Origin of the sequence: Streptomyces sp. NPDC014656 (assembly GCF_043084305.1) — a bacterium.
Lineage (GTDB): Bacteria > Actinomycetota > Actinomycetes > Streptomycetales > Streptomycetaceae > Streptomyces.
This window is the reverse complement of record NZ_JBIBZN010000001.1, coordinates 539978-555483: the sequence shown is the minus strand read 5'-3', so window position 1 is coordinate 555483 and position 15506 is coordinate 539978. Positions and strand designations below refer to the sequence as shown.

Genomic DNA, 15506 nt, shown 5'->3' with positions numbered 1-15506 from the left:
TCAGGCGGACCCGCGGATCACCAGTTCGGTGGGGAGGATGACGGTCGCCGGGTCCTCGCCCGCTATCCGGGCGAGGAGGGTGCGGACCATCTCGGCGCTGATCCGGTCCCAGGGCTGCCGGATGGTGGTGAGCGGCGGCTGGGAGGAGAGGGCGGCCGGGGAGTCGTCGAAGCCGCCGACGGCGATGTCCTCGGGGACGCGCTTGCCGGCCCGGGCGAGGGCGTCGAGGACGCCCTGGGCCATCAGGTCGGAGGCGACGAAGACGGCGTCGACGTCGGGGGCCCGCTCCAGGAGGGTGCGGGCGGCCTCGGCGCCGCTGGCGCGGCTGTAGTCGCCGGTGACGACGAGGGCGTCGTCGGCGGGCAGGCCGCAGGCGGCGAGGGTCTCGCGGTAGCCGGCGAGGCGTTCGACGCCGCCGGGGGTGTCGAGCGGGCCGGTGACGGTGGCGATGCGGCGGCGGCCGGTGTCGTGCAGGTGGCGGACCATCTCGCGGGCGCCGTCGCGGTCGTCGGCGGCGACGTATCCGATGCGGGTGGTCTGGCCGAGCGGCTTGCCGCAGGCGACGACGGGCACGCCGGCCTCGTGCAGCCGGGCGACGACGGGGTCGCCGGAGTGGCTGGAGACGAGGAGGACGCCGTCGACGTGGCCGGCCTCGATGTAGCGGAGGTTGCGGCGGCGTTCGTCCTCGGTGCCGGCGATCATCAGGATCAGGGGGATGTCGCGGTCGGCGAGGGCCTGGGTGCAGGCGCGCAGGAGGACGTTGAAGTTGGGGTCCTCGAAGAAGCGCTCCTGCGGCTCGGTGAGGAGGAAGGCGACGGAGTCGGACTTGCCGGTGATCAGCGAGCGGGCGTGCCGGTTGACGACGTACCCCGTTCTGCGGATCGCGGCGTCGACGGCCGCCTTGGCCGCGGGGCTGACGTAGTGGCCGCCGTTGAGGACGCGGGAGACGGTGCCGCGCGAGACGCCGGCCTCGCGGGCCACGTCGTGGATGGTCGCGGGGCGGCGCCTGCTCGCTGCTGTGCTCATGCTGTGTGTTTCCCCTCGTTCCCCTGTGTTCAGGACTTTACGGCGCCGGACAGCAGGTCGAGGCTCCAGAACCGCTGGATGACGAGGAAGAGGGCGATCAGCGGGACGACGGCGAGCAGCGCGCCGGTGATCACCAGGGTGTAGAGGGCGGGCTGGCTCGCGCCCTGCTTGAGGAGGGTGAACAGGCCCACGGTCATGGGGAACTTCTCGTCGTCGCCGAGCATGATGAACGGCAGCAGGAAGTTGTTCCAGATGGCGACGAACTGGAAGAGGAAGATCGTCACCAGGCCGGGGCCGAGCATGGGCACGGCGATCCGGGTGAAGATCCGCCACTCTCCGGCGCCGTCCACGCGGCCCGCCTCGACGAGCTCGGCGGGGATGGCGGCCTCGGCGTAGATGCGGCCGAGGTAGACGCCGTACGGGGAGAGGATCAGCGGCAGCAGCACGGAGACGTAGCTGTCGGTGAGGTCGGCCTCGGCCATGAGGAGGTACTGCGGGATGGCGAGGATGACCGGGGGCATGAGCACGCCGGTGAGCATGACGTTGAAGAAGAGCTCGCGGCCGCGGAAGCGGTAGACGGCGAGGGCGTAGCCGGCGAAGGCGGAGACGACGGTCGACAGGAGGGCGCCGAGGCCGGCGTAGAGGACGGAGTTGCCCATCCACTTCCAGTAGATGCCGTCGCGGTAGGCGGTGAGTTCGCCGAGGTTGTCGGCGAGGCCGCTGCCGGGCAGGAAGGTGAAGGTGGAGAAGAGTTCGTCGTCGGCCTTGGTGGCGGCGACGACGACCCAGGCGACCGGGAGCAGGCAGTAGAGGGCGCCGAGGATCAGGGCCGCGGTGGGCAGCAGGGCGGTGCGGCGGGGGGCGGGGCCTCCCGCGCCGGGGGCCGGCGGGGCCTGTGCGGTGCCGGGGGCGGTGCCGGCTGCGGGGGGCGCCTTGCGGAGCGCCGGGGTGGCGTGACCGGTCATCGGCCGGCTCCTTGCGTGGTGCGGCGGTTGGAGATCCTGAGGAGGGCGAAGGAGAGCGCGAAGGTGGCGAGGGCGAGGACGACGGCCGTGGCGGAGGCCGCGTGGATGTTCCCGCCGGTGAACGCGTCGTTGTAGACCTTCATCAGGGGGCTCCAGGTGGAGGGGATGCCGTTGGTGAGCGGCTTGAGCGTCATGGGCTCGTTGAAGACCTGGAGGGTGGCGATGATCGAGAAGAAGAAGGTGAGGACGAGGGAGGGCACCACCATCGGGATCTTGATGCGGAGCGCGATCTGGAGTTCGGAGCAGCCGTCGAGCTTGGCCGCCTCGAAGACCTCGGTGGGCAGGGAGCGCAGCGAGGTGTAGATGACGATCATGTTGAAGCCGGTGCCGCCCCAGACCGCGATGTTGGACATCGCGAGGTAGAGGGGTCCGCCGTCCATGAGGTCGGGCTGCGGGAGGCCCGCCTTCTCCAGGAGGAAGTGGAAGGGGCTGACGTCGGGGAGGTAGAGGAAGCCCCAGAGGACGGCGGCGATGACGCCGGGGACGGCGTACGGCAGGAAGATCGCCAGCCGGGCGAAGGAGCGGCCCCGGACGCGCTCTGAGTCGAGCAGGAGCGCGAAGAGGAGGGCGAGGCCGAGCATCACGGGGACGACGAGGGCGCCGTAGCCGAGGACGCGCAGGGCGCTGGCGAGGAACTCGGAGTCGGTGAGGGCGGAGGCGTAGTTCTCCAGGCCGGCCCAGACCTCGGACTTGGCTCCCTTGCCGAGGCCGAGCCCCTTGATCTGGACCTTGTGGAAGCTGAGCCAGACGGCGTAGCCGATGGGCAGGGCGAAGAAGAGGAGGAAGAGGACGGCGGCGGGGAGGAGGAAGAAGTAGGGGGCGCTTCGCGCTCGTTCGGGGGCGGTGGTGGGCGTCGGGTGGAAGAAACGGGGGGCGCTTCGCACTCGTTCGGGGGTGGTGGTGGGCGACGGGTGGGCGTACGGGGCCGTCTTGACCCCGTACGACCGGCGCGCGCCCTTGGGGGGCTGCGTCACTTGGCGACTCCGAAGCCCTGCTTCTCCAGGTCGGCGACCGTGGTGTCCTGGACCTTGGTCAGGGCGGTGCCGAAGGCGGCCCCGGTCCTGGCCTTGGCGGCCTTGCCGAACTCGTCCTTGAAGGCGGTGTAGGCGACGTTGACGTTGGGGCCCCAGGCGGCGGGGGCGGTGGTCTTCGCGATCTCGGCGGCCTTGGTGTAGAAGTCGGGCTGGTTGGCGAAGTAGTCGGGGGCCTTGGCGAGGGCGCCGCTGGTCTGGGCGGCGGTGGCGGCGGGGTAGATGCCGCTCTCCTTGACGAGGGCGGTCAGCGCCTCGGGGTCGGTGTTCAGCCAGGTGGCGAACTTCGCGGCGGCTTCCTTGTGCTTCGAGTCGCTGGTGACGGCGGTGGAGGAGCCGCCCCAGCTGCCGGTGGCGTTCTCGCCCTTGGTCCACTGCGGGAGGGGGGCCATGGCCCACTTGCCCTTGGTGTCGGGGGCGGCGGTGCCGAGGGTGCCGGGGGCCCAGACGGCGGAGACCCAGGCGAGCTGCTCGCCGGTGTTGAGGGCCTTGTTCCAGGCGGGGGTGTACATGGGCTGGTTGTCGATGGCGCCCTCGGCGACCAGGCCGCCCCAGAAGTCGGTGACCTTCTGGGTGGCGGCGTCGTCGATGCCGACCTTCCAGTTGTCGCCCTCGAAGGTCCACCACTTCGCGCCGGCCTGCTGGGAGAGGCCGGCGAAGAGGCCGGAGTCGTTGGCGGAGAAGGTGGTCAGGGCCTTCTTGGGGTCCTTCTTCTTCAGGGCGCGGGCGGTCTCGGCGAACTCGTCCCAGGTGGTGGGGACGGTGAGGCCGTACTGCTCGAAGAGGTCCTCGCGGTAGAAGAACATCAGCGGGCCGGAGTCCTGGGGGAGGGCGTAGACGGCGTCGCCGCCCAGGGTGGTCTGCTGCCAGACGCCGGGGGCGAACTGCTTCTCGACGCCCTGGACCTCCTTGGCTATGTCGGCGAGGGCGTCGTTGCTGACGAGGGTCGGCAGGGCCTGGTACTCGGCCTGGACGAGGTCCGGGCCCTTGTGGGCCTTGGCCGCCGTGATGATCTTGGTGACGAGGTCGTCGCCGGAGGCCTGCTTCTGCACCGTGACCTGGGTCTCGGGGTGCTTGGCGTTCCAGAGGGCGGCGACCTTGTCCATGCCGGGCGCCCAGGCCCAGTAGGTGAGCTTGACGGGGCCGGACTCGGCGCCCGCCCCGTCGCCGGAGTCGGATCCACAGGCGGTGAGCGCGGTGGCGCCGAGGAGGACGGCGGTGGCGGCGGCGAGGCTGCGGCGCGTGATCTGGGGCATGGGTGGGTTCTCCCTGACCGAAAGGGGCCTCTCCATCGGACGGAGAGGCCGACCATGCATCTGTGAGCGTTCACAGTAGAGAAACGTTCTGGACACTTGTCAATGGTTGTTCCTGTGCGGTTATGTTGCGTTGCCACATCGAAACCGGATGTGTGTACGTTCACAGCCACGGCAAACGAACATCCCCTTCCCACACCACAGGCGCTCAGGAGAGACTCATGTCAGCGACGACCCCCAAGGGCCTGACCCGGCTCGCGTTCGGCGGGGACTACAACCCCGAACAATGGCCGGAAAGCGTCTGGCAGGAGGACGTCCGGCTGATGCAGGAGGCCGGCGTCACCATGGTGAGTGTCGGGATCTTCTCCTGGGCGCTCCTGGAGCCCGAGCCGGGCCGGTACGACTTCGGCTGGCTCGACCGGGTCCTCGACCTGCTGCACGCGCACGGCATCCGGGCCGACCTCGGCACCCCCACCGTCGCCCCGCCCGCCTGGTTCTACCGCGCCCACCCCGAGGCGCTGCCCGTCACCGCCGACGGCGTCCGCCTCACGTACGGCTCGCGCGGCGCGATCTGCCACAGCTCCCCCGCCTACCGCGAGGCCGCCGCCCGGATCACCACCGAGCTGGCCCGCCGCTACGCCGCCCATCCGGCCCTCGCGCTCTGGCACGTCCACAACGAGTACGGCGTCCCCGTCAGCGCCTGCTACTGCGACGGCTGCGCCGCCCACTTCCGGCGCTGGCTGGACCGCACGTACGGCTCCGTCGAGGCCGTCAACGAGGCGTGGGGCACCGCCTTCTGGGGCCAGCGGTACGGCACGTACGAGGAGATCCTGCCGCCCCGCACCACCCCGACCGTCGGCAACCCGGCCCAGCAGCTCGACTACCGCCGCTTCGCCGACGCCACCATCCGCGAGAACTTCCGCGCCGAGCGGGACCTCCTCCACGCGATGTCCCCGGGGATCCCGGTCACCACCAACTTCATGACCGCGCTCAGCCAGTGCGACTCGATCGACTACTGGGCCTGGGGCCGCGAGGTCGACCTCGTCACCAACGACCACTACCTGATCACCGACGGCCGGCGCACCCACGTGAACCTCGCGATGGCCGCTGACCTCACCCGCTCCGTCGCCGGCGGCGCCCCCTGGCTGCTCCTGGAGCACTCCACCTCGGGCGTGAACTGGCAGCCCCGCAACCCGGCCAAGCGCCCCGGCGAGATGGCCCGCAACTCCCTCGCGCACGTCGCCCGGGGCTCCGAGGGCGCCATGTTCTTCCAGTGGCGGCAGTCCCGGCGCGGCGCCGAGAAGTTCCACTCGGCGATGGTCCCGCACGGCGGCACCGACACCCGGATCTGGCGCGAGGTCGTCGAACTGGGCGCCGGACTCGGCGCGCTGGAGGAGATCCGGGGCAGCCGGACCGTCCCCGACGTCGCCGTGCTGTGGGACTGGCAGTCCTGGTGGGCGCAGAAGCTGGAGTGGCGGCCGAACGAGGCGCACGACGCCCGCGAGCGCGCCGACAGCTTCTACGAGACCCTCTACGACCGGCACCTCACGGTGGACTTCGCCCACCCCGAGGCCGACCTGTCGGCCTACCCGCTGGTCGTCGTCCCGGCCCTCTACCTGATGACCGAGGCCGCGGGGCAGAACCTGCGGGAGTACGTGGAAAACGGCGGCACCCTGGTCGTCTCCTACTTCTCCGGGATCGTCGACGAGCACGACGCCGTCCACCCCGGCGCCTACCCGGGCGCCCTGCGGGACGTCCTCGGCCTCACCGTCGACGAGTGGTCGCCGCTCCTGGACCACCAGCGGGTCGGCCTCACCGGGCCGGGCGGCGCCGCGCTCACCGGCGACGTGTGGACCGAGTTCGTCCGGCCGCGCGGCGCCGAGACCGTCTGGACCTACGCGGACGGGCCGGCCGCCGGCGGGCCCGCCGTCACCCGGCACCGGCTCGGCCGGGGCACCGCCTGGTACGTCTCCACCCGCCTCGACGCGGCCTCGCTGGACGCGATCGTGGCGGCGGCCTGCGACGACGCCGGGGTGCCCGGCCGGACCGCGCTCCCCCGCGACGTGGAGGTCGTGCGCCGCGCGGGCGCGAACGGCCACTACGTCTTCGTGCTCAACCACACCGCCGAGGACGCGAAGGTCCCGCTGGACGGCACCGGCACGGAGCTGTTGGACGGCGGACGCGTGAGCGGCCCGCTCACCGTCCCGGCCGGAGCCGTGCGCGTCGTCCGCCTCGACGGCTGACGCCCGCCCGCCCCGCTCCCCCCGATCTCCCCGGGGGCGGCCCGCACCCGCTGCGCCGCCCCCGGGTGAGCCGCACCACCCGAAGCACCGTCCCCGAGGAACAGCGCCACCGCACCACCACTCCCCCGTCCGTCACCGTCGAAGGGACTCGACGATGCGCACCGTCAGAAGCCGTTTCCGGCTCCGCTCCGCCGCACTCGCCACCGCGCTCGGCGCGGGCCTGCTGCTCGCCCCGCTGCCCGCGCGGCCGGCCGCGGCCGCGAGCACGCTCACCAACACCGGCTTCGAGGCCGACGGCACCGGTACGGCCACGCCGTCCGGCTGGTCGACCTACTCGGCCGCCGGCCAGAACGCCGCCTCCTTCACCGAGGCGGGCGGCCGCGGCGGCGGCCACCGCCTCTCGCACTGGTCCTCGTCCGCCTACAAGGTCGAGACGTACCAGTACCTCAGCGGGCTCGCCGACGGCACCTACACGCTGAGCGCCTGGGTGCGCTCGGGCGGCGGCCAGAACGCGGCCTACCTCGCCCTGCGCAACTGCGGCTCCGCCGAGCAGCGCACCGACCTGCCGGTCACGACCAGCTCGTGGATAAGGGTCGTCACCTCGGTCAAGGTGGTCGGCGGCGGCTGCACGGTCAGCGTCAACTCGGACGCCAAGGCGGGCAACTGGCTGAACGTCGACGACCTGACCTTCACCCCCGGATCCACCGGGCTGACGGTGAAGGGCGTGGACCTCTCCGCGCTCAAGAAGAACGAGGACTTCGGCGCCACGTACAAGAACGCCTTGGGGACGGCCGGCGACCCGGTCGCGCTCCTCAAGGGCGCGGGCGCCAACTACGGCCGTCTGAAGGTGTGGGTGAACCCGGCCGACGGCTACAACACCAAGGCGCAGGTCCTCGCCACCGCCAAGCGCGTCAAGGCGCAGGGCATGAAGCTGCTCGTCGACTTCCACTACTCGGACGTCTGGGCCGACCCGGGCGCGCAGTCCAAGCCGGCGGCGTGGGCCGGGCACTCGTACGCCCAGCTCAGGACGGACGTGTACGACCACACGTACGACGTCCTGAACGCGCTCAAGGCGCAGGGCACCACGGCCGACATGGTGCAGATCGGCAACGAGATCAACACCGGCATGCTGTGGCCGGAGGGCTCGACGTCGAACTGGACGCAGCTCGCCGGACTGCTGAACTCCGGGATCTCGGCGGCGAAGGCGGTCTCCCCGTCCACCCAGATCGCGCTGCACCTCGCCAACGGCGGCGACAACGCGCTGTACCGCACCTGGTTCGACAACGCCAAGGCGCAGGGCGTGAGTTACGACGTGATCGCGCTGTCCTTCTACGGCTACTGGCACGGGGCGCTGTCCTCGCTCCAGGCCAACCTGGACGACGTCTCGGCCCGTTACGGCAAGAAGGTGATGGTGGCGGAGACGGCGTACCCCTTCCGGCTGGACAGCGAGGACGCGCACGAGAACATCATCGACCTGTCCTCGGAGCTGGTCTCCGGCTACCCGGCGTCGCCGTCCGGGCAGGCGGCGTGGCTCCGTGACGTGATGAACGTGGTGGAGGCCGTCCCGGGCGGCCGGGGCCTCGGCGTCGTCTACTGGGAGCCGGCCTGGACCGCGGTCGCCGGCAACGGCTGGGACCCGACGGACCCGTCGTCCGGCAACGCCTGGGAGAACCAGGCGCTGTTCGACTACGACAGCCGGCTGCTGCCGGCGGCGGGCTGGTTCGCCCACCGCTGACCCGGCACGCCGTGAAGGGCCGGGCCCCCTCGGGGGTCCGGCCCTTTCCCGTGCCGTGGGCTACCACTCCGCCAGGGAGCCGTCGTCGCGGCGCCAGGCCGGGTTGCGCCAGCGGTGGCCGGTCTCGGCGGCCCGCTCGACGGCCTTCGCGTCGACCTCGATGCCGAGGCCGGGCCCGGTGGGCAGGGCCACGTGACCGTCCTCGTACCGGAAGACCGAGGGGTCGACGAGGTAGTCGAGGAGGTCGGAGCCGGTGTTGTAGTGGATGCCGAGGCTCTGCTCCTGGATGAGCAGGTTGGGCGTGGCGAAGCCGACCTGGAGGCAGGAGGCGAGCGCGATGGGGCCGAGCGGGCAGTGCGGGGCGAGGGAGACGTCGTACGCCTCCGCCATCGCGGCGATCCGGCGGGTCTCGGAGATGCCGCCCGCGTGCGAGAGGTCCGGCTGGGCGACGGCGATGCCCTGGCCGAGCACCTTCTTGAAGTCCCAGCGGGAGTAGAGGCGTTCGCCGGTGGCGATGGGGATGGAGGTGGAGCGGGTGATCTCGCCGATGTGGTCGCTGAGCTCGGGGACGACCGGCTCCTCCACGAAGAAGGGCAGGTACGGCTCCAGGAGCGGCAGGACCCGGCGGGCCATGGGGAGGGTGAGCCGGCCGTGGAAGTCGATGGCGATGTCGAACTCGTCGCCGACGGCCTCGCGGATGGACGCGACCCGGTCCACGATCGCCTGGGTGGCGGCGGGGGTGTCGATGAGCCGGAGCTGGGCGGAGGCGTTCATCTTGATCGCGGTGAAGCCCTCGCGCCGCCGGGCGACGGCCTCGGAGGCGACCTCGTCGGGGCGGTCGCCGCCGATCCAGCTGTAGACGCGGACGCGGTCGCGGACGTGGCCGCCGAGGAGCTGCCAGACGGGGACGCCGAGGGCCTTGCCCTTGATGTCCCACAGGGCCTGGTCGATGCCGGCGACGGCGCTGGAGAGGACGGGGCCGCCGCGGTAGAAGCCGCCCTTGGTGAGGACCTGCCAGTGGTCCTCGATCCGCATCGGGTCCTGGCCTACCAGGTAGTCGGACAGCTCCTCGACGGCGGCGGCGACGGTGTGGGCACGGCCCTCGACGACGGGCTCGCCCCAGCCGGTGACGCCCTCGTCCGTGTCGATCCGCAGGAAGCACCAGCGGGGGGCGACGAGATAGGTGCGCAGGGAGGTGATCTTCACTGGTGGTCCTTCACTGGTGGTCCTTCACTTGGAGTCCTTCTTGACGGTCCAGCCGCCGTCCACGACGAGGTTGGTGCCGGTGATGTAGGCGGCGTCGGCCGAGGCGAGGAAGGCGACGGCGGAGGCGACCTCCTCGGGGCGGCCGAGGCGGGCGAGGGCGGTGGCGCCGGCCGAGAGGCGTCGGCCCTCCTCGTCGACGTCGTTCCAGACGTCGGTGAGGATCGGGCCGGGCAGCACGGAGTTGAAGCGCACGTCGGGGCCGTACTCGACGGCGAACTGGCGGATCAGCGCGCACATGCCGCCCTTGGAGGCCGCGTAGGCGGGATAGCCGGGGAGGCCGAAGTCGGCGTGGACGCTGGAGGTGGCGACGAGGCTGCCGCCCTCGGCGCGCAGGTCGTCGAGGAAGGTGCGGGCGGCGAGATAGAGGGAGCGCAGGTTGACGGCGAGTTCGCGGTCCCAGGCGTCGACGGGGAGTTCGTGGGCGGCGGCCGGGGTGTGGGTGAAGGCGTTGCTGTGGAGGACGGAGACGGGGCCGAAGCGCTCGTGGGTCTCCTCGCGCAGCGCGGTCCAGTCGGCCTCGGAGGAGACGTCGCAGCGGACGTAGGCGGCCCGGCCGCCCTCCTCGCGGATGCGGGCGGCGACGGCCTCGCCGGCGGAGGCGGCGATGTCGGCGACGACGACGGCGGCGCCCTCGCGGGCGAGCCGGGCGGCGCTGGCCGCGCCGATTCCTGAGGCGGCGCCGGTGACGACGGCGGTCTGCCCGGAGAAACGGTTCATGGGTGGGCCTTCTCGGGGAGGGGAGGTCAGCGGGTGATGTCCTGGGCGGCCAGGAGACCGAGTTCGGTGCGGCGCGGGATGCCCTCCCAGTCGCCGGGGACGGAGACGGCGAAGGCTCCGCAGAGGGCGGCGAGCCTCAGCCGCTCGGGGAGCGGGGAGCCGTCGAGACGGGCCGCGAGGTAGCCGGAGACGAAGGCGTCGCCGGCGCCGACGGGGTCGACGGCGGTGACGGGGATCGCGGCCTGGCGGTGGGCGCCGTCGGCGGTGACCGCGAGGGCCCCGTCGGCGCCGAGCTTGACGACGGCCTCGGCGGGGCCGAGCCGGGTGAGGGCGCGGGCCGTCTCCTCCGGCGCGCCCTCGGGGACGAAGAGGGAGGCCTCTTCAAGGCCGGCGAAGAGCAGGTCGGTGTACGGGAGGAGGCGGCCCAGCACCTCGGCGGCCTCGGCGCGGGACCACAGGCGCTCGCGGTGGTTGACGTCGAGGGAGACGGTGACGCCGGCGGCGTGCGCGAGGCGGACGGCGTGCTCGACGGCGGCGCGGGCGGTGGCGCTCAGCGCCGGGGTGATGCCGGTGACGTGGAGGATCCGGGCGCCGGTGATCCGGGTGTCGTCGAGGTCGGCGGGGGCGAGGCGGGAGCCGGCGAGTCCGGAGCGGTAGTAGGTGACGCGGAGCCGGTCGGCGGTCCTGCGCTCGCGGAGCATCAGGCCGGTGGGGGCGTCGGGGTCGGTGCGGGCGCCGGAGACGTCCACGCCCTCGGCTCGCAGTCCGGCGAGGACCATGGCGCCGGCGGCGTCGTCGCCGACCCGCCCGGTCCAGGCGGCGCGGTGGCCGAGCCGGCTGACGCCGACGGCCACGGTCGCCTCGGCCCCGGCCCAGCCGAGCCGCATCGGGGCGCCGTTGGCGAAGGGCCCGGCACCGGTGGCGGCGACAACGGCCATGACCTCACCGAGCGTCACGAGCGCGGGGGCGGGAGCGGGGGCGGGGGTGGACGCGGAGGCGGGGCCGGGGGCGGTGCTCGGTACGGGGCTGGGGGCGGAGGCTCGTGCGGGGCCGAGGCCGGGGGCGGTGGTCGGTGCGGGGCCGGACGCGGCAGCGGGGCCGGGCGCGGCGGCTCGCGCGGAGGCGGGGCCGGGACTCGGTACGGGGCCGGACGCGGAGGCGGTGCTCGGTGCGGGGCGGGGCGCGGCGGCTCGCGCGGGGGCGGGGGCCGGTGCGGGGGCGGGGGCCGGTGCCGGGTGTGTCATCGGAGTCGTATCCCGTCCAGGAAGGCGGCCGCCCGCTCGGTGAGGGCCGTGAGGGAGCCGCCCTCGCAGGCGTCGCCGACGAGGGGGCCGCCGATGCCCAGGGCGGTGGCGCCCGCGGCGAGGTAGGCGGGGGCGTCGGCGGCGCCGATGCCGCCGGTGGGGACGAGCGGCACGTCGGGGAGGGGTGCGCGGACGGCCTTGAGGTACTCGGGGCCGCCGGTGGCGGCGGGGAAGAGCTTGACCATGGTCGCGCCGGCCCGCCAGGCGGTGAGGATCTCGGTCGGGGTGTACGCGCCGGGCAGCACCGGCACGTCGAGGCGGACGGCCTCGGCGATGACGTCGGTGCAGGTGGCGGGGGTGATGAGGTAGGTGGCGCCGGCCTCGACGGCGGCCTGGGCGGCGGCGGGGGTGGTGACCGTGCCGGCGCCGAGGGCGAGCCCGGGCGGGGCGTCGGCGGCGTACTCGCGGAGCGCGTCGAGCACTCCGGGGGTGGTGAGCGTGAACTCGGCGGCGCGGACGCCGGAGGCGAGGAGGGTGTCGGTGACCTCGGCGAAGCGGGTGGCCGAGGAGGAGCGGAGGATCGCGATGACGGGGGCGGCGGCCAGGGCGGCGCGCAGCCCGTCGTACGGGCTGGTCATGGTGGGTTCCTGAGGGGGTCAGCGGTCGGCGTACGGGGTGGCGGGCAGGCCCGTCGCTCCCGGCCGGCAGACGAAGAGCCGGCCGGCGTCGGGTTCGGCGCGGAGCCGGTCGCCGGAGAGGCCGTGGGTGGCGGTGGTGATGACGAGGACGTCGAGGTCGGGGCCGGCGAAGGCGCAGCTGGTGACGTGGGAGGCGGGCAGCTCCACGCGCGCGTGGAGGACGCCCCGGGGGGTGAGGGCGAGGACTTCGCCGCCGCCCCAGACGGCGACCCAGACGTTGCCCTCGGCGTCGACGGTGAGGCCGTCGGGGTAGCCGCTGTCGAGGACGGCGAAGGGGCGGCGGCCGGAGAGGGCGCCGGTGACGGGGTCGTAGTCGAAGACGTCGACGCGGCGGGTGGGGCTGTCGGCGTAGTAGAGCAGGGTGCCGTCGGGGCTCCAGCCGAGGCCGTTGGAGATGGTGACGGGGGCGACGAGGGTGGTGAGGCCGTCGGCGTCGAGGCGGTAGAGGGCTCCGGCGCCGGGCCGCTCGTCGAAGGCCATGGTGCCGCCGAGGAGACGGCCCGAGGGGTCGACGGAGGCGTCGTTCATCCGGCGGGGGACGCCGTCGCCGGGGAGTGCGGGGGCGGCGAGCTCGACGGCCTCGGACGGGGCGCGGCCTTCCTCCAGGTGGAGGAAGGCGGTGCCGGCGGCGACGAGGAGGGCCCCGGAGGCGCAGGGGACGGCCGCGCCCACGGGGCGGTCGAAGCGGAGGGCGGCGGTGGGCGCCAGGTCGGTGCGGCCGTCCTCCCGGGTGAGGGCGGCGCGGTGGACGAGGCCCTCGGTGATGTCGACCCAGAGGAGCTCCTGGCGGGCGGCGTCCCAGACGGGGCCTTCGGGCAGGCGGCCGGGGGCGGGGGCGCAGGGCACGGCGCTGAGCTGGAGCATCGGTCTCCTCCTGGGTGTCGGCGGGGCGGCGAGGTGGCGGCGAGAGAAAAACTACGGGTTCGTCTAACGGTTGTAAATATCCCTCCCGCGTCTTCTTCCAACCCTTCGAATAAGATCCTGGACGACGACCGCGCACCGACGGAGGCAGCAGCAGAGATGATCAGGCGCACCTCGCAGGACATTCGCCGCCTCAACCGCTTCGAGGTGCTGCGCCGGGTCTACGCCGGCCCCGGCGCGATGAGCCGGCAGGACGTCGCGGCCGCCACCGGCCTCTCCTTCGCCACGGTCGCCAACCTCACCGCCGAACTCCTCGAAGCCGGCGTCCTCGTCGAGGCCGGGCACGAGGAGTCCGGCGGCGGACGGCCGCGCGCGCGGCTCGCCGTGAACCCGGAGCGGGGCGCGCTGATCGGCGTCGACATCGCCGAGACCTCGGTCCACGCCGAGCTCTTCGACCTGGCGCTGACGGTCCGGCACTCCGTGGAGCGCCCCCTGCCACCGGGGGACGTCCGCCCCGCCGACGTCGTCGACGCGCTCGCCGGGGCCGTCGAGGAGCTGCTCGCCGCGTCCGGGACCGACCGGTCGAGGGTCCTCGGGGCGGGGGTGAGCGTGCCGGGCATGGTCGAGCGCGAGGGCGGGGTGTCGTCGTTCTCGCCGTACTGGTCCTGGCACGAGGTGCCGCTGCGGGCCCTGCTCGACGAGCGGCTCGGGCTGCCGCTGTGGCTGGACAACCCGCTGCGGGCCAGCACGGTCGCGGAGATGTGGTTCGGCGCGGGCCGCGAGGTCGACGACCTGGTGGTGCTGACGCTGCGGGCCGGCGTCGGCGCGGGCATCGCGATCGGCGGGCAGCTGTACCGGGGCTTCACCAACAGCGCGGGCGAGTGGGGCCACACCTGCCTCGCCCTCGACGGACGCCTGTGCACCTGCGGCAACCGGGGCTGCGTGGAGGCGTACGTGTCGCTGCGCGGGATCGCCGCGACCTGGCGGGAACTCGCCCCGGACGACGGGCGGGCGAGCGGCCCCGACGACGCGGCGACGGTCGCGGCGCTGGCCCGCGCGGCCGACGCGGGCGATCCTGTGGCCGCCGAGGCGATCGGCCGCACCGGGCGGTACCTCGGCGCCGCCGTCGCCAACCTGGTCAACCTGGTCAACCCCCAGGTCGTGGTGGTCGGCAACCAGGTCGTCGACCTGCTCGGCGAGCGCCTGCTGCCGGCCGCGTACGAGGCGGTGGGACACCACGCCCTGGCGCTGCCGCACCGGGCGGCGACCCTGCGCCGCAGCGCGGTCCCGCACAACCCGGTGACCCGCGGCGCGGCGACCTTCGCCCTGGAGGGCTTCCTCGACGACCGGGAGGTCTTCGGCCCGGTGAGCCGGATGCGCAAGGCCGCCAAGGGCGGTGCGGGCGCGGGTGATTGAGGACCGGCGCGGGCGCGGACGCCCGCACGGGCACGGGCCCGGTCGCCCGTACGGGCACGCGTCCCGCCGCGGCCGCGGGTCAGCGCGCCGGGCCGCGGTGGCCCAGGCGGGCGGAGAGTTCGCCCGCGCCGCGTACGGCGAGGGCGGTGAGTTCGTTCTCGCGGGCCTCGTCCCAGCGGATGACGGGGACGGAGATGGAGAGCGCGGCGACGACCCGGCCGGAGCGGTCGCGGACGGGGGCGGCGACGCAGGAGACGTCCGGGTTGGACTCGCGCTGCTCGACGGCGACCCCGAGGATCGCGATCTCGGCGAGCGCGGCGCGCAGGGCCTCCGGGTCGGTGATGCTCTGCGGCGTCATGCCGGTCAGCTCCCGCCCGTCGAGGAGCGCGTCCAGCTCGTCGGCGGGGAGCATCGCGAGGAGCATCTTGCCGACGGCCGTGCAGTGGGCGGGCAGCCGCCGGCCGGCCGCCGACACCATGCGGACGGCGTGGGTGGAGTCCACCTTGGCGACGTAGATGACGTCGGCGTCCTCCAGGAGGGCGACGTGGACGGTCTCGCCGCAGGTCTCGGCGGTCTCGCGGGCGACCTCCCGCCCCTCCGCGGCGAGGTCGAGCCCCTCGGCGTAGCGGCTGCCGAGCTGGTAGGTGCGCACCCCGAGCCGGTAGCGGCCGGGCTGTTCCGGCACCGGGACGAGGTAGTTGCGGGCGGTGAGCGTGGAGACCAGCTCGTGGGTGGTGGTGCGGGGCAGCCCGAGCCTACGGGTGATCTCGGGGGCGGAGAGCGTGCCGTCCCCCTGGAGGAACAGCTCCAGTATGTCGAATGCCCTGGTCACCGCGGGTACGAGTCGTCCCATGGCCCCCCACCTCACCCTCACGCCGTTCGAAATGCCGTACCGCGACCGAAATCGCGGACAGAGACTAGCCCCGGACCGGGGGCCGGGCAACGGGCCCGGTCCGCGCGCGGCCGGGTGGACGGGCTTCCATTGACACCC

The 15506-nt window shown here is 73.6% G+C and carries 13 protein-coding genes; 3 read left to right on the top strand and 10 right to left on the bottom strand.

The features are described from left to right. From ACF1ED_RS02565 to ACF1ED_RS02550, 4 genes are all read right to left on the bottom strand, one after another. On the bottom strand, window positions 1-1026 hold the full coding sequence (locus ACF1ED_RS02565) for a LacI family DNA-binding transcriptional regulator (protein ID WP_391756538.1): 1026 nt from the start codon (window positions 1024-1026) through the stop codon (window positions 1-3). 29 nt (window positions 1027-1055) lie between these two features. Then, window positions 1056-1991 (bottom strand): carbohydrate ABC transporter permease, encoded by a 936-nt coding sequence (locus tag ACF1ED_RS02560; protein WP_391756537.1) that lies wholly within the window; start codon window positions 1989-1991, stop codon window positions 1056-1058. Beyond that, window positions 1988-2935 carry a carbohydrate ABC transporter permease gene (locus ACF1ED_RS02555; RefSeq protein ID WP_391756802.1) on the bottom strand — a complete coding sequence of 316 codons (948 nt, stop codon included), beginning with the start codon at window positions 2933-2935 and terminating at the stop codon, window positions 1988-1990. Before ACF1ED_RS02555 ends, ACF1ED_RS02560 begins: the two co-directional genes overlap by 4 nt. An 86-nt stretch (window positions 2936-3021) precedes the next feature. Further along, window positions 3022-4338, bottom strand: a complete 1317-nt coding sequence (locus ACF1ED_RS02550; protein ID WP_391756536.1) for an ABC transporter substrate-binding protein — start codon at window positions 4336-4338, stop codon at window positions 3022-3024. 218 nt (window positions 4339-4556) lie between these two features. On the opposite strand from ACF1ED_RS02550, the gene ACF1ED_RS02545 reads away from it, so the two are divergent. Then, window positions 4557-6578: a beta-galactosidase gene (locus tag ACF1ED_RS02545; protein ID WP_391756535.1), complete on the top strand. Its 2022-nt coding sequence runs from the start codon at window positions 4557-4559 to the stop codon at window positions 6576-6578. Between the two features lie 154 nt (window positions 6579-6732). Next, window positions 6733-8313, top strand: a complete 1581-nt coding sequence (locus tag ACF1ED_RS02540; RefSeq protein WP_391756534.1) for an arabinogalactan endo-beta-1,4-galactanase — start codon at window positions 6733-6735, stop codon at window positions 8311-8313. Window positions 8314-8373: 60 nt separating this feature from the next. Here ACF1ED_RS02540 and dgoD read toward each other — a convergent pair whose 3' ends face one another. From dgoD to ACF1ED_RS02515, 5 genes are read right to left on the bottom strand one after another with little or no spacing between them, the layout of a single operon-like run. Continuing rightward, entirely contained in the window at window positions 8374-9519 is a 1146-nt protein-coding gene (dgoD, locus tag ACF1ED_RS02535) for a galactonate dehydratase (RefSeq protein ID WP_391756533.1), read from the bottom strand. Window positions 9520-9543: 24 nt separating this feature from the next. Continuing rightward, window positions 9544-10296 carry an SDR family NAD(P)-dependent oxidoreductase gene (locus tag ACF1ED_RS02530; RefSeq protein WP_391756532.1) on the bottom strand — a complete coding sequence of 251 codons (753 nt, stop codon included), beginning with the start codon at window positions 10294-10296 and terminating at the stop codon, window positions 9544-9546. A 26-nt stretch (window positions 10297-10322) separates the two neighbouring features. Beyond that, window positions 10323-11540: a sugar kinase gene (locus tag ACF1ED_RS02525; protein WP_391756531.1), complete on the bottom strand. Its 1218-nt coding sequence runs from the start codon at window positions 11538-11540 to the stop codon at window positions 10323-10325. Further along, window positions 11537-12178 (bottom strand): bifunctional 4-hydroxy-2-oxoglutarate aldolase/2-dehydro-3-deoxy-phosphogluconate aldolase, encoded by a 642-nt coding sequence (locus ACF1ED_RS02520; RefSeq protein WP_391756530.1) that lies wholly within the window; start codon window positions 12176-12178, stop codon window positions 11537-11539. Before ACF1ED_RS02520 ends, ACF1ED_RS02525 begins: the two co-directional genes overlap by 4 nt. A gap of 18 nt (window positions 12179-12196) precedes the next feature. Then, window positions 12197-13102, bottom strand: a complete 906-nt coding sequence (locus tag ACF1ED_RS02515) for an SMP-30/gluconolactonase/LRE family protein (RefSeq protein WP_391756529.1) — start codon at window positions 13100-13102, stop codon at window positions 12197-12199. Between the two features lie 156 nt (window positions 13103-13258). Here ACF1ED_RS02515 and ACF1ED_RS02510 point away from each other — a divergent pair, with 156 nt between their 5' ends. Then, window positions 13259-14515, top strand: a complete 1257-nt coding sequence (locus tag ACF1ED_RS02510; RefSeq protein WP_391756528.1) for an ROK family protein — start codon at window positions 13259-13261, stop codon at window positions 14513-14515. A 79-nt stretch (window positions 14516-14594) separates the two neighbouring features. Here the strand turns inward: ACF1ED_RS02510 and ACF1ED_RS02505 are convergent, their stop codons facing one another. Next, window positions 14595-15368 carry an IclR family transcriptional regulator gene (locus tag ACF1ED_RS02505; RefSeq protein WP_391756527.1) on the bottom strand — a complete coding sequence of 258 codons (774 nt, stop codon included), beginning with the start codon at window positions 15366-15368 and terminating at the stop codon, window positions 14595-14597. Window positions 15369-15506 lie beyond the last annotated feature (138 nt).

Coding starts and splice junctions, on each gene's coding strand:
- ACF1ED_RS02565 (WP_391756538.1), bottom strand. CDS start 1,026: ATGAGCACAGCAGCGAGCAGGCGCCGCCCCGCGACCATCCACGACGTG.
- ACF1ED_RS02560 (WP_391756537.1), bottom strand. CDS start 1,991: ATGACCGGTCACGCCACCCCGGCGCTCCGCAAGGCGCCCCCCGCAGCC.
- ACF1ED_RS02550 (WP_391756536.1), bottom strand. CDS start 4,338: ATGCCCCAGATCACGCGCCGCAGCCTCGCCGCCGCCACCGCCGTCCTC.
- ACF1ED_RS02545 (WP_391756535.1), top strand. CDS start 4,557: ATGTCAGCGACGACCCCCAAGGGCCTGACCCGGCTCGCGTTCGGCGGG.
- ACF1ED_RS02540 (WP_391756534.1), top strand. CDS start 6,733: ATGCGCACCGTCAGAAGCCGTTTCCGGCTCCGCTCCGCCGCACTCGCC.
- ACF1ED_RS02530 (WP_391756532.1), bottom strand. CDS start 10,296: ATGAACCGTTTCTCCGGGCAGACCGCCGTCGTCACCGGCGCCGCCTCA.
- ACF1ED_RS02525 (WP_391756531.1), bottom strand. CDS start 11,540: ATGACACACCCGGCACCGGCCCCCGCCCCCGCACCGGCCCCCGCCCCC.
- ACF1ED_RS02520 (WP_391756530.1), bottom strand. CDS start 12,178: ATGACCAGCCCGTACGACGGGCTGCGCGCCGCCCTGGCCGCCGCCCCC.
- ACF1ED_RS02515 (WP_391756529.1), bottom strand. CDS start 13,102: ATGCTCCAGCTCAGCGCCGTGCCCTGCGCCCCCGCCCCCGGCCGCCTG.
- ACF1ED_RS02510 (WP_391756528.1), top strand. CDS start 13,259: ATGATCAGGCGCACCTCGCAGGACATTCGCCGCCTCAACCGCTTCGAG.
- ACF1ED_RS02505 (WP_391756527.1), bottom strand. CDS start 15,368: ATGGGACGACTCGTACCCGCGGTGACCAGGGCATTCGACATACTGGAG.